This is a genomic window from Mucilaginibacter sp. Mucisp86 (assembly GCF_047324315.1).
In the GTDB taxonomy this organism is placed as follows: domain Bacteria; phylum Bacteroidota; class Bacteroidia; order Sphingobacteriales; family Sphingobacteriaceae; genus Mucilaginibacter.
Window position 1 is genome coordinate 3,408,538 of the sequence record NZ_CP168503.1, and the last position, 14,607, is coordinate 3,423,144.

The window sequence follows — 14,607 nt, forward strand, 5'->3', positions numbered from 1 at the left end:
GCAGTACACAATTCAAACATGTCCACTTGTAGTAGTGCTAGAATTTGCAGCTTTGGAATCCTATAGGGGAAATGATAGTAGAATAGTACGTTTACAGATTTCATGATGGCCTATGGTAGAAAAGGAAAAGGAAAATACTAGACGGAAGCATTCTCAGAAGTGCTTTGTGTTGTGTTTGCATAGCAGAGCTGAGCCACACAGTGTTGAACCTTTGCTGTTTGATTTGGAAACACTCTTTCGTTGTGAGACATGCGATTGGACTTTGCATTCAAGCGCTGTGGAAAAGGGGAAATGACTTGGAAGTAGACAAGCTTCAGAAGTTTTTGTCACGTGCTCTGTGATGTGCGTTCAAGTCACACACACAGTGACTTCTTAGCTGCTAGTATGATTCACAAAGGAATTCTGATACAAACACTGTAGAACTACACGATACCCGAGCTGATCGGGTTTGCCGGTCAAGTCGAATACTGGCTGCAAATCCAGGGTCTCTGAAAATAGTGTAGCTTTTGGTGATCACCGTATGGCCATTCAAATGTACCAGGGTATCCGGAAGGACCATTACTTTACAGTTGGTATGTAATGTCAGGAACAATGGGGCCACAACAGCAAATTATAAGATCCGTGTACCGAATACTTTGTCAATAGCGCTGCTCAATTGATATTTATACAACCTGTGAGAGTTTTTGGAACAGCCTTTGCATGATGAAGTCATCATTTACCTAAAGAAAATAAAATGAGATCACTTTTGTACATCGTAGCAGTTATCCTCGTTATAGGATGGGCTATCGGAACATTCGCTTACGCAGCCGGCGGGCTGATCCATGTATTATTGGTTATTGCAATTATTTCGTTGATCCTCGGATTCCTCAGGAGGGATACCACTGTAGTCTGATTTATCAATCTTATAGATAACCCGGTGAGCAGCCGGGTTATTAGTTTATATATTCTTTATGGCTAATTATCCAATCAGCATTGCTTTAGATAAGAAAGTACATCATTTCGAAGTGGGGGAATACCCGCATCATGATGAAAACCGCTGCCGTTACCGCGTTTATGAGGACGGGAAACTGGTTGCCAGCTTTGAACCGGACGCTCAGAATTATCTTTATGTATGCCAAAATACCGCTGGACTGGAGGAGGAACTGCTTCATTTACTGGCTGATCAGATCGAAGCGAAATTACAGCACTCCGGCAATAAGCACCTGGATTTAAAAGACCGAGAACAATGAGATCAATCTGGACAGGATCAATCGGCTTCGGCCTGGTGAGCATACCCATCAAACTTTTTTCGGCCGTACAGGAAACGAGGCTGGACCTGGATATGCTGGACAGCCGTGACCACGCGAACATCAAGTTTATGCGTGTCAACGAGCACACAAAAAAAGAAGTGTCTTACGACAAGATCGTAAAAGGATATAAATACGACGATGACTACGTTATCGTAGAAGACGCGGACTTTGAGGCGGCTTCGCCGGAAAAGAGCAAAGTGATCGAAATCGAAAACTTTGTCGACCTGGATTCGGTGAGCCCGATGTACTATGAAAGCTCCTATTATACACAGCCGGCAACAAAGAAGAATAAAGCCTACGCACTATTGCTGGAGGCATTAAAGAAATCGGGTAAAGCAGGCCTCGCCCGTTTCGTGTTGCGTAGTACGGAGAGCCTTTGCATTGTACATCCTGTTGAACAAAATATCGTAATTACCCGTATCCGGTTTGCCCAGCAGATCCGGGATCAAAAAGAATTATCACTGGATGAAGATATCACGGTAAGCAAAAAGGAGCTGGACATGGGTTTGGCGTTGATCAACCAATATGCGGAGCCACTCGATCTTTCCAAATATAAAGACCAATATCATGATGAGCTGATGAAGATCATTGAGGCAAAGGCGAAGGGTAAACGACCTACGATCAAGAAATTGAAACCCAAACCGTCGAAGAGCAATGACCTTTATGATCAGCTCCTGAACAGCTTACAGTCAAAAAAAGAGCATAAATTTAAGTGTGCTATTTAGGTTGCAGCGGCATTGATATGGCTGTAGCCCGTTCCGCGGATTTAGTAAGTAATGACAGATCAGCATAATGGGCTTTTCTGTTTTCCCCAGGAACCGATTTTTAACTTTCTCCGCTGTAAGCTCTTCGCCACAGTCCTTCAAGTAGCGGATCGTGTCATTAATCTTTAGTTCGACATAATTTACAGCCGAGTTCAATTTGTAAACTGCCTCCGTTTTGCCTTTAGCACTCTCCTCACTGGGATTCCAGAGCTTTGCCTGAATCTTTTGACCGGTCGCCAATTCGGCGCGTTGTCCATCGCAAGTGATTCGTATATAAACCGGAACTTTTTCTTCTTTTGAATTTGCTCTCTTTTTCAGATAAAAGAGAACAGCCACATTTTTGATCATAAAAAGCTGTTAAAAAGTTAAACAAATTTACCTTTACAGCATAATTCTCACAAGATGCTTACTTGTTTAATATCTTGTTTTTCAATTAGTTACAAGTATTCTGGCGAGCAATTGTTTTAAAATTCGGTGCTCACCAGAATGCTCCCCAAAATGGCCGTTCAACGGTGAGTAAATGACACCAAAATCCAACAAAAAAACCCTCAAACGTAGCGTTTGAAGGGTTTTAATGGTGTTTGATACCGTTTTAGTGGAGCCACCTGGGCTCGAACCTATTTCTTAAAACATCTGTAAATCAGCTACTTGTAAATATCTTCTTGTTTGAGGTAGTTACATGGGTAACACGCCCTATCGACTTAGTAAATATAGGAAAATGTGACTGTTTAGGGTCAAATAAGAAAAGATTTTTAAGATTTTATCCTCCTTCTCAACATAGATCGTAGAACTTGCTAAGCAACTTTCGGAGCCGTTCCGACTTACTAATCGATTTTGAAGCGATATGTACTTATGAGCATCAAAAATGTACGAATGAGCATATCCCACGCAAAAAAATTACCTCCATTTGTAATAACCAAATTATAACACACACTTAAAAAATTTTACAATGAAAAAATTCAAGATCCAAATTTTTGGCTTGCTATTGGTATGCTTATTTGCTTTTTCGTGCAAAAAAACTGACACAATAGCGCCAAGTGCGAATCCTTCAGGCGCGTCCCAAAAAAAAGTGGCTGCAGTGCCATCGGGTTCGGGAACGACCTATTATGTGAGTCCAACTGGGAATGACTCTAACAACGGCACCTCGACATCTACTCCCTGGAAAACTATTGCTAAAGTCAATTCGAAAACTTTTAATCCGGGCGATCAAATCTTATTTAAAGGCGGGCAGACTTTTGCTGGAATGATACAGCCCGCAAGCAGTGGGTCGAGTACTGCATACATCCGTTTTGCAAGTTATGGCGGAGGTAGGGCTACGATTAATGGCGGAACCAATTGCGGGGTTTACGTTTATGACAAGTCAAACGTTTGGGTGGATAGCCTTGTAGTTACAGGAACCTGGAATGCGACCACCCAAACAGGAAATACCTCTTACGGTATCTTATTTTACAATGATCTCGGCGGGGGAACGAAGCTCGGGAATGCTAAAGTAACACATTGCGATGTCAGCGGATTTTACAAGATTGGTATTAACTTTTATAGTTATACGGGCGACGGAACTCAATCCGGGTATTCATCGATCAATGCCAGTTATAATAATGTACATGATAACGGTCTTGGCGGAATCGAAAGCAATGGTCCATGGCCTCCTGCTGCGGGAAGTTCAAGCTATGCGTTTACAACTGTTTACGCCGGTTATAATACGGTTTATAACAACTTGGGTTTAAAGTCTGGTTACAATAATCATAGCGGTGACGGGATCGTTTTTTCCGACTGTGGAGGCGGAATAATCGAGCACAATGTGGCCTATAATAACGGCTGGTATAGCACTGGAGGAGGCCCAGCAGCTATCTGGTGCTGGGATAGCACTGGCCTAACTTTCCAATATAATGAAGCATATGGCAACGGTAGTGGCGCAGGCGGTGATGGAGACGGTTTTGACTTGGATGGCGGAGCTACCTATTGTACCCTGCAATATAATTATAGTCATGATAATACAGGGGCTGGCTTTTTGGTATTTGAGTTTGGAGATCCTCGTGGAACCAATTCCCACAATACAGTAAGATATAATATCAGTCAGAACGATGGGTCGTTTACTTATTATGGCTCGATCACCCAAGGAGGAGGAGCTCATGACAACACTTACTACAACAATACGTTATATAACAAAAATGGCTCTTGCGTCAAAATCTACGACGGCTCGGCAAACTATTGTTATAATAATATATTCTATTGCGCTAATAACGGAGCAGATATTGTTTGGACATCGACCAACACAGCCTGGTTCCTGAACAATGAGTATTATAATTCAGTAGGTCCATTTAGAATAAACTTTAACGGGACTGTCTACACTTCTCTTTCAAGCTTTCAGGCATCTGGATGGAGTGAATCATGGAACGGGAATATTTACGGCTATGCCGTCAATCCTTCCTTAAATAACCCTGGAAATGCAGGTACTGTGGGTACTCAAAATCCAAATACATTGACGAATTATAAATTAAATTCGGGATCGTTAATGGCTAGCAATGGCTTTAATCTAACAAGTTGGGGAATCAGTGTAGGTAACACAGATTTTAATGGAACTAGCATCCCTTATTCAGGTGGTAAATATAACATAGGGGCCTGCAATTAGTAACATAGGCTTCTCGGATAATTTGCACTTGCTTTAAGTAAACAGCATGTGACTGAACAATAATATATTCGTCCAGTCGCGTGCTGTTAGTATAGATGTTGTTGCGCTAAATCAAAAATTTTTTTGGGATAAGGAATTATCCTGAAAATACTTTTATCTATTTTTCTTATTGTAATTATCTCTTAAACATTCACCCATCAGCGGGTACGATGTTCTATTTTAAAGATCGACGTCAGACATGCCCGATTTTTCTCCTTATCCAAACCCCTGTTAACAACTTAAAATGCTTTTACAATTTTTAATTGTAACCGACCGTAGTCATTAAAGCGATCAGGCGACTAGGCCTACTAGCAATTGCCCCCGTTATTACTAGGCATTTTTCAAGAAGAACGATAATTCTAAAATTAAGCTTTGGATATAGTAAATAAAGAACCAACGATGCCTAAATTTTGGTGAGAAGATTCCGAGGATATTTTCGAATATTTCTTAATTTTCAAAATCTCATCAACCTTATTTTTAGTTGTCCCTTCAAAGATTTATTAAACAGGTGATATATCCTTCCAAAAAGATTTTATGGAAAAGCCAATCACTGATTGTACAATATAATTATGTAAAGCTTTTCACAAATTAAATTAGGATAGACAAGTATCGTGGATTAAACAAAGTTAATTAATTAGATTAGGGATTGTACGATTAAAAACGAGAAGTAGATATAACATTGTACTTATTATCTCATCCTAATCCGGGAAAAGTAGCATGTTGGAGACGTTTTAAGCCTCACAACTTGATTATGACGATATATTTATATAGAGATCGACCCATTTGAAGAATCAATCGATAACAGTAAAAGCTATATAATTTTATCCGAGAAAATTTAACTTACTGATTCAACATCCAAGGTAACATGATAACACAAGCTATAGATGATGGAAAGGGCTAACTTTTAATCTTTGTAAACATTAGCAATAGATCGCAGGAGTATTTCTATAAGTCGGGGCTGATTCGCAATTACCGATACCTATCAATAATTCGCGCAATGATACCCCCCCCCCGGGCAATTGGGTCTTCAAAGTATAAGTTTGCTTCAAAATCCATTTTGACCTTTTTGAGAATTTTTTCCAAATTACAATAAGCCTATCGAAAAATTGACGCTTTCATTTTCACCATATTTGCCGCATAAGGCGCAAAAAAGTACTATAGAGCACCAATTTTGAACGTTAAGGCAAGTCCGATGATTTGTTTTTATGTCATTTTGCCTATGCGTTTTCCAAGAAACATTGTGAAAATGCATACACGCGATCGAAAGATTTAGCTATTTATTAAACCAATTTTAATTTTTATGAGAAAACAATTACACGCATTTGAGGATGGGCCTCCAGTGGGCTCGAAGTTCATTAAATTGAAGATGGGAAAGGTTATCGGCACTTTCCTGTCGTTAATTATTCTATTAGGCCTAACATCGCAATTAACATTGGCACAATCTGCAGGTGTTACAGGATCTGTAAGTGACGAAAACGGACAAACGTTGCCAGGCGTGTCGGTCACTGTTAAAGGAACACAAATCGGAACGCAAACAGACAATCATGGTCGATATACAATCAAGGCTCCCGCTAATTCCGTTCTTGTATTTTCGTTTATTGGTTACTTGAAAAAAGAGGTTGAAGTGAAGGGAAAGACCACTGTCAGTTTGACCTTAAGCCCAGATATAAGAAACCTGAACGATGTTGTTGTTATTGGTTATGGAACCCAAAAGAAAGGCGACATAACTGGATCAGTTTCTAGTGTTAGCCCTAATGATTACAAAAATCAGCCTGTTAACCGCCTCGACCAGGTTCTGCAGGGCCGGGTATCTGGTGTTGAAGTATCTAACAATTCCGGAGCGCCCGGAGGCGATGTTACCATTCGAATTCGAGGGTCCAACTCGATTTTGGGGAATAACAACCCCTTGTATGTGATTGATGGTTACGTAGGTGCTGATTTTAATACATTGAATCCGTCAGATATTGAATCAATCGAGGTTCTGAAAGATGCTTCTGGCACAGCTTTATATGGCAGCCGCGGCGCCAACGGTGTTGTTTTGGTTACTACAAAGAAAGGCACCGCGAACAAGGTGCAGATTTCTATCAATTCCTCTTTATACAGCGCCCAGGTCATTAAGAAAATGCCCGCGTTAAATGCTTATGATTTTGCAAATGTAGTTAACGAAAGGGACGCTGCCACAAATGTGAACCCGACCTTCACTGCAGACCAGCTTAATAATTTTAAGGCTAACGGGGGTACCAATTGGCAGAACATGATTTACCGAAGGGCATTCGGTCAGCAATACGATCTGTCGCTTACAGGCGGCAATGCGGCAACCTCGTATTTCATTTCAGCTAATTACTTAGATCAGGATGGTACAATTGTCAATTCCGGTTATAAGAAATATGGAATCAGATCAAACATTACCAGCAACATATCGGATAAATTAACGGTTCGCCTTTATGTTACAGGAGACCGCCGTGAAAACCTGAACACGAATACTTTTTCGGGAAAACAATCGCCAGAACAGCAAGCTTTAGCCTGGGCGCCGACTACTCCAGCCAGAGATGCCTCTGGTAAATTTACGATAGCTGACCCGGTGGGGTCGATTTTTTCAAACCCTCTTGCCCTGGCATATGATCAGACCAACTACGATCTAAATACACACGGAAATATATTGGTAGGAGTAAAATACCATTTCCTGAAGGATCTTTCGTTGGAAGAATTGGGTGGAGTTGATTATTTGAACTATCAAAACGAAAACTATGTGGGACAATCTGTTGGTAACGGCATTGCGACAGCGGGGCGACAAGCTGTCGAAAACATAAACCTGCAATCGACAACGACATTGAATTACAAACATGACTTTCCGCACGGACACCATGTAGATTTCATTGGTGTATTTGAAGCACAACGCACGACCGCTAATGGTTTTAATGCTTCGGCGAGCGGACTGACGTTTCCAAACTTGACCTATTACAACCTTTCGCTGGCATCCAGTTTTGCTACGAATGCTAATTACCAGCAATCAACCATTCTTTCCCAGATCGCTCGTGTAAATTATTCTTTCCTCGATAAATATTTGCTCACCGCCTCTGTTAGACGAGATGGTTCATCTAAATTCCAGGGTAATAACCAGGAGAGTATATTTCCATCTGTAGCCGTTGGATGGAAACTATCTAACGAAGACTTCATAAAGAAAATGAATCTGTTCAGCGAACTGAAACTACGCGGCAGCTGGGGTATCACGGGGAGCCAGGCTATTTCACCGTACGCTACGCTATCTACTTATCTGAGCGATAATTATAGTGCAGGTACCAGTTTCAACAATTCAGTGGTGACGCCCGGAATCATTATTGGAAACGCAGCAAACGCCAATTTAAAATGGGAAACAACTGATCAAAAAGACATCGGCTTAGACGCAGGCGTATTAGATGGCAGAATAGCCGTAAGTGCCGACTATTATATCAAAAACACAACAAATCTTTTGTTGGCCCTGCCTTTACCAGCATATGCTGGCGGCGGTACTATTATCAGCAATATTGGAAGCGTTAAAAATACCGGTGTCGACCTTAGTCTTAACGCCGTGCCTGTTAGGACCTCGAATTTTTCCTGGACAAGCATATTTAACATTTCTTTTATAAAGAATAGAGTGGAAAACATTGGCACTCAGACCCAAATCTTTCCCGGAGGTAATGTAGGATCTGGTTTGTCTCCTCAACCCGAATTCGTAGTGAAGCCAGGTTATCCATTGGGTGAGTATTGGGGTGTAACCTATTTAGGAACCTGGAAGCCAGATCAGGCAGCGGAAGCTGCAAAATTTGGGGCTAAGCCGGGAGATTCAAGATATGTCACCGCACCGGGTAGTACGAATCCAACTTATTCACCCATAGGAAACGGTCTGCCGAAACAATCGTTGGGCTGGAACAACACTTTTTCGTATAAGAATATTAACTTGAATATTTTTATACAGTCTCTTTTAGGGTTTAAGAAACTTGACTACAGTTATGCAGCTTCAATTACTGCTAATGCCGACGCCCGTCAAGCTACAAATCCCGATATCTTAAAACGTTATATACCGCGAGTAAACGAGTCGTCGGATATCCCCGCGTTTAGTACAACAAACAATAACCTATTTGAGTCGACGAGGTTTTTGGAAAACGGCAATTTTGTGAGAGTAAAAAATATCAATTTATCCTACACTTTCCCTAAAAATACCATTAAAAATGCAAGTTTAAAAGTATTCGTGGGGGCTGTGAATCTACTTACGATAACAAAATATAAAGGTATAGATCCGGAATCATCCAACGCTAGTTCAGGCAGTGATGTAACTCGAAGTATAGACTATGGAAGTTACCCGAACTCAAAGTTTGTAACAGCTGGCTTTAATTTGAAATTTTAAACAACAAGAGACATGAAAAGAATCATAATATTTTTGCTCACTTTGCCTATTTTAATCAGTTGTAAAAAAGCATTAAAAGAAGATCCCCGTGGACAGGTTGCCGGAGCTTCCGCATTATCGACAATAGACGGATTGAAGGCTGCACTTTCCGGAACTTACCGGCCCATGCAATCAAATTTTGCTATGGGTTATACCTTTTCGTCTGTTAGTGCGGTTTGCATGGGATCGGATGACCTCACAACCCACCCAGCAAGTAACAAGGCGGGTTTCAGGCAATTTGACCAATTCAATGTAGATGGTACCAATGGCTCTATGTACGCGATCTGGAGCGGCGCTTACAAAGCGATCCAAAGCGCAAATAATATCATCGCCAATTATTCAAGCACGCAAGGCGACGCGGCGACCATTAAGCAAATCGCCGGAGAGGCTTATTTTATTCGTGCTTTTAATTATTACTGGCTGGTTAGGCTTTGGGGTAGCATTCCGATACTAACGACTGCAAATTACTCATCTTCGACTTTAAGTGTAAAGCCAAGCGCCCCTGTAGATGTTTACAGTCTGATCGAAAGTGATTTGAATACTGCAAAAAATATGATGGCAAACCGCCCCCTGGAACCAGGCAGAGCGTCAAAGGGTGGAGCACTTGCACTGTTGGCTGATGTATACATGACCGAGGGTGGCTGGCCAATTAATAACAATGCAAAATATGCATTGGCTGCCCAGACTGCAAAAGAGGTTATTGATAATAAAAGTGTCTATGGTTTTGACCTTGAGCCGAATTTGCAAACCCTTTGGACCAATCTTTCTACCGGCACGCCCACCGCAGAAGAGGTATTTACCCTTCATGCTTGCGGTTCATGTGATTGGAGCCACGCCAACTCAACCTTCGGCAATTCAGCCATGCCGTCAGATGAAGGCGGCTGGGATGATTTCTTTTCTGAGTTGACCTTTTTCAATAAGTTCCCTGCGGGAGTGCGCAAAAATCTCACTTTCCATACCACCTTTCATTTGCCCGATGGCACTACGAGAGCATGGCAAAACGGATCCACCAAGCATCCATATTATGCCAAATTTAGGCTTCCAAACGACGAGCTGACATGGCAAACTAGTGCAACGACCCCATTACTGCGGTATGCTCAAGTTTTGTTAATATATGCGGAATCACAGGCCAGGAGCGAGTCAAGTGTTAATAGCCAGGCCTATGCCAGTATTAATGCTATACGCAAGCGCGCGGGGTTACCAGACTTGTCCGGCTTGTCTAGTACCGATTTTATAGCCGCAACTATCGCTGAAAGAAGCTGGGAGTTTGCCGGAGAATATTGCCGGTGGTTCGACATTGTTCGCCTGCAAATGCTTCCTCAAGTGATTGCTGAGAGAGATCCGGCCGAAATCCCAATCATTGGACCGCCAAAATATACATTTCCAATTCCTACAACAGAAGTTCAACTTAATCCGAACTTACATTAATCTTTGCAAAGAAGATCCGCATGTTTGAATTTGAGGGGCAAAAAGTTTTGCCCCTCAAATTCCATGTCATTTACATATTCGATTTACTGCTAATTGACTTTATCAACTTCTGCAAAAGCAGAATAGATAGCAATGTGGTGTATCTATATTAATAATTGTCATTCCTCATATTTAAAAGTGGAGAAGAGACAGATGAAAGCATCAAAAGTTTACAATTTGAAACAGTTACATGGCCATTAAAGCAATCGTTGCCTATATAATCTATTTTTTGGGGTTCTTTATACTTTGGACTCCGGAAAGTCGGGCTCAAAGTAAAGTAGACAGCGGATTTTTCCAGGGTCAGCGATGGAAAGATTCGCAAGGTAATCCTATAAACGCCCATGGAGCTGGCGTACTATACTATAAAGATAAATATTACCTATACGGTGAAATTAAAAAAGGTCAAACAACGTTGGTCCCCGGTCAAATCTGGGATGCCTATAGGGTTCCTGCGGGCGGGGTTTCTTGCTATTCTTCATTCGATTTGAAGCATTGGAAATACGAAGGCGTGGCTTTGTTGCCGAATACTAAAGACACGTCCAGCGATCTTCATGTATCGAGAGTAATCGAACGACCAAAGGTTATCTTTAACGAGAAGACGAAAAAGTTTGTTATGTGGATGCATATCGATAAAGAGGATTATGCCTACGCACGCGTTGGAGTTGCTATAAGTGACAGCCCCCAAGGACCATTCCGTTTTTTGGGCAGCTTCCGGCCCAACGGGAATGAGTCCCGGGATATGACGGTATTTAAGGATCTTGATAATTCCGGTTATCTTATCTATAGTTCTGAAGGAAACGCCATTATGCATATTTGCAAATTGAGCAGTGATTACCTCTCCGTTACAAAAAATGAAAAAAGGATGCTCGTGTGGCAAAGCAGGGAAGCGCCCGTAATAATCAGGAATAATAAAAAATATTTCCTCATTACATCGAAAACCACAGGTTGGTCACCGAACGAGGCAATGTATGCAGTGGCCGACAAACCCTTGGGCAACTGGAAGGTTGTTGGAAATCCCTGCACCGGAAGCATGTCAGAAACAACTTATAACTCTCAGGGTACATTTGCTTTACCATTGACCAATGGACAATTTCTATTTATGGCAGATCGCTGGAATATGAAAGACTTGGAGAACTCGGGTTACGTTTGGCTTCCCATGACCGTGGAAGAAGATAGACTTAAAATCGTGTGGCAAGATGTGGCCTTTTATTGAATCTTTTCAATTTAAATTTAATTACGAGAGTATTAGCGTTGGCGTAATCTTTTTACACTAAGAATAATTGAAGCGAATTAGCACAATGAGAAAATTACAAAAGAGACTTATTAATTACTATATAATTATAGCCTTCTGCTTGCCGATTTCAGCTTTTGCTCAAGCAACTAAGCTGGCAAATGGCATATTACTAAAAAACGGAAAGCAAAAATTGTTGGTTGAATTTGTTAACCCGACCATAGTAAGGGTCAGATACGTTCCAGACGGAGATTTTAAAGAAAATAATACTTATGTATGTTTGCCCCGTAAACAAAACAAAGTAAAGTGCCTAGTTACCCTAACAGATCGAAAGATTATCCTCAGATCGGCCAAAATTTACGTTGAAGTTCAAAGGAATTCAGGCAGCATCAGGTATTTTGACCTTTCCGGACATTTGCTTTTGGCGGAAAACGCAGCTCAGCCCAGACAATCCGAAAATGTATATTTAAATAAAGCCACTTACAATGATTCGGGTGCGAAGATAGAAAAAACGGCTAACGGAGAGCAGCTTTCAGCTAATATTGCTGGCCAGGTTAAAGTTGGCGAGGCCTGGAAAGTTCGACAGCAATTTGCTTGGCAGGCAGATGAGGCGCTTTACGGCTTAGGCTCGCACCAAGAAGATTATATGAATCTCCGGGGGACGAAACAGTTTTTATATGAGCATAATTTAAAGAAAAGCATTCCGGTACTCATGTCTTCCAAAGGTTACGGGCTTCTTTTCGATGCTGGTTGCGCCATGGTTTTTCATGATGATACTGAGGGTAGTTATATGGAAATGGAAGCTGTCAACCAGTTGGACTATTATTTTATGTATGGGCCGGAAATGGATCAGACGGTGCGCCAATTCCGTACTTTAACCGGCAAGGTCGAACTTCCCCCAAAATACGCATTTGGTTATGTCCAGTCCAAGGAAAGATATGTAAATCAACACGATATTGATAGTGTGTTATCCCGTTTCAGGTCGAGCCATATTCCTATAGATGTTATCGTACAGGACTGGCAATATTGGAAAGACGGCTTATGGGGGTTTAAAAAATTTGACTCAGTTAAATTTCCCAACCCGAAACAAATGATTGAAGAGGTTCATAAAAAAAACGCGCACTTCATGCTCTCTATCTGGCCAAATGTTGCTGCAAATGAGCAAACAGAAATGAGCAAATCCGGATTTGTTCTTGGAAGAAATATTTACAATGCCCTTAACCCGGCTGCAAGAGCCATGTACTGGAGCTCCTATGTTGGAAAGGAACTGTACAGTAAGGGAGTTGATGCCTGGTGGTGTGACTCGTCAGAGCCGGTAGAATTTGACTGGAATCAAGAAGCTAACAGCATTGCTCATGACCCTGTTGCCCGCTTTGAAAAAAATGTTGCTGTAATGAGCGATCTGCTTGGGCAGATGAATGTGAACCTGTACTCATTACACCATACTATGGGGATTTATGAAAACCAACGGAAGTCAGGTAACAATAACCGCGTATTTATTCTCACCAGGGCTTCTTACGCCGGACAACAACGATACGGCACCATGGTATGGAACGGCGACATTAAAGCTACGTGGAGCGATTTTAAAAATTGGATTCCGGCCGGACTAAATTATATGGCCACCGGTTCGCCGTATTGGACAATTGATGCAGGCGCTTTTTTTGTAAAAGCCCGTGAACAATGGTTCTGGAAGGGAGAATTTGAAAATGGCACCGCTGATTCAGGTTATCGTGAGTTTTATGTACGTAATTTGCAATTTGCAGGATGGCTGCCACTCTTCAGGAGCCATGGAACAGATTTTGCCAGAGAGCCATGGCAGTTTGGGAAGCCGGGAGAAATGTTTTATGACGCTATTCTCAAACAAATAGATCTCCGCTATCAACTTATGCCCTATATCTATTCAACTGCTGCTTCCGTTACGTTCGATGATTATACAATGACCCGCCCCTTAGTCTTCGATTTCAGACAGGATACTACGGTCTATAATATTAAAGATGAATTTATGTTCGGTCCTTCTTTCTTGGTCTGTCCGGTTACCAATCCAATGTATTTTGGTCCACAGAACACAGTACTGAACAAACCCCATACAAGAAGTGTATACTTACCTGCAAAAACAAAGTGGGTTGATTTCTGGACCAATGAATTTATAGAAGGGGGCCGAACAATAATTTCCGATGCTCCCATCAGCCATATTCCGGTTTTCGTAAAAGCTGGTTCAATTATTCCTGTAGGGCCTGTCATTACTTATGCTACAGAGCCAGTAAACTCAGCCGTTGAACTCCGTATCTATGCCGGCCAGAACGGTAAGTTTGATTATTACGAAGACGACGGTACCAGTTATGAGTATAAAAGGAACCGGTACGCTAAATTTACTATTAACTGGAATGACAAAAAACAGTTGCTGACTATTGGTAATCGGCATGGTACCTTCAATGGACTGGTTAAGAAACGGAAATTCAAACTTATTTATATCAGTCCGGATTCCAATGGTCATGCAAAATATAATATAGCAATAAAAACTATTTCATATAATGGTCGGCAGCTAAAGATTCGTTTTAGTTCCCCAAAATAGATCGTAGCAGGCAGTTGTTCTAGTGCGTTGTTATTGTCATCATATAGGTACTGTCAGGGTGCAAGTATGAAATTCTACAGATATTGAATGGTGTTTCGCTTGGTGTTGAGGGCAAAGGGTCAGGAATGAGGGGATGTTCATTAGTGATTGAGAGGGCATTTAACAAACGTTAAACATCCAGCCTAGAAGC

Annotated in this window: 9 protein-coding genes; 8 read left to right on the plus strand and 1 reads right to left on the minus strand. The window is 41.5% G+C overall.

Annotated elements, in window-relative coordinates; genetic code table 11:
* Positions 1–733 precede the first annotated feature (733 nt).
* From ACEN9X_RS14510 to ACEN9X_RS14520, 3 genes are read left to right on the plus strand one after another with little or no spacing between them, the layout of a single operon-like run.
* The gene (locus tag ACEN9X_RS14510) at positions 734–892 is read left to right on the plus strand and encodes a lmo0937 family membrane protein (protein ID WP_112575399.1); all 159 of its coding nucleotides are present in this window, start codon (positions 734–736) and stop codon (positions 890–892) included.
* Between the two features lie 58 nt (positions 893–950).
* Positions 951–1,229 carry a hypothetical protein gene (locus ACEN9X_RS14515; protein ID WP_413671029.1) on the plus strand — a complete coding sequence of 93 codons (279 nt, stop codon included), beginning with the start codon at positions 951–953 and terminating at the stop codon, positions 1,227–1,229.
* Positions 1,226–2,014 (plus strand): Ku protein, encoded by a 789-nt coding sequence (locus tag ACEN9X_RS14520; protein WP_413671030.1) that lies wholly within the window; start codon positions 1,226–1,228, stop codon positions 2,012–2,014. The genes ACEN9X_RS14515 and ACEN9X_RS14520 overlap by 4 nt, the downstream gene beginning before the upstream one ends.
* Here ACEN9X_RS14520 and ACEN9X_RS14525 read toward each other — a convergent pair.
* Positions 1,979–2,401, minus strand: coding sequence for an Arm DNA-binding domain-containing protein (locus tag ACEN9X_RS14525; RefSeq protein WP_413671031.1), 423 nt, complete (start codon positions 2,399–2,401; stop codon positions 1,979–1,981). The two genes, ACEN9X_RS14520 and ACEN9X_RS14525, sit on opposite strands and share 36 nt — an antisense overlap.
* A gap of 601 nt (positions 2,402–3,002) precedes the next feature.
* Between ACEN9X_RS14525 and ACEN9X_RS14530 the strand changes: the two genes are divergently transcribed.
* From ACEN9X_RS14530 to ACEN9X_RS14550, 5 genes are all read left to right on the plus strand, one after another.
* Positions 3,003–4,685, plus strand: coding sequence for a right-handed parallel beta-helix repeat-containing protein (locus tag ACEN9X_RS14530; protein WP_413671032.1), 1,683 nt, complete (start codon positions 3,003–3,005; stop codon positions 4,683–4,685).
* Between the two features lie 1,339 nt (positions 4,686–6,024).
* The gene (locus tag ACEN9X_RS14535) at positions 6,025–9,108 is read left to right on the plus strand and encodes a SusC/RagA family TonB-linked outer membrane protein (protein WP_413671033.1); all 3,084 of its coding nucleotides are present in this window, start codon (positions 6,025–6,027) and stop codon (positions 9,106–9,108) included.
* Positions 9,109–9,120: 12 nt separating this feature from the next.
* Complete coding sequence (locus tag ACEN9X_RS14540; protein ID WP_413671034.1) at positions 9,121–10,575, plus strand: RagB/SusD family nutrient uptake outer membrane protein; 1,455 nt, start codon at positions 9,121–9,123, stop codon at positions 10,573–10,575.
* A gap of 229 nt (positions 10,576–10,804) precedes the next feature.
* A complete protein-coding gene (locus ACEN9X_RS14545; RefSeq protein WP_413671035.1) occupies positions 10,805–11,827 on the plus strand; it encodes a glycoside hydrolase family 43 protein in 1,023 nt (340 codons plus the stop codon).
* 85 nt (positions 11,828–11,912) lie between these two features.
* Positions 11,913–14,417 (plus strand): glycoside hydrolase family 31 protein, encoded by a 2,505-nt coding sequence (locus tag ACEN9X_RS14550; protein ID WP_413671036.1) that lies wholly within the window; start codon positions 11,913–11,915, stop codon positions 14,415–14,417.
* Positions 14,418–14,607 lie beyond the last annotated feature (190 nt).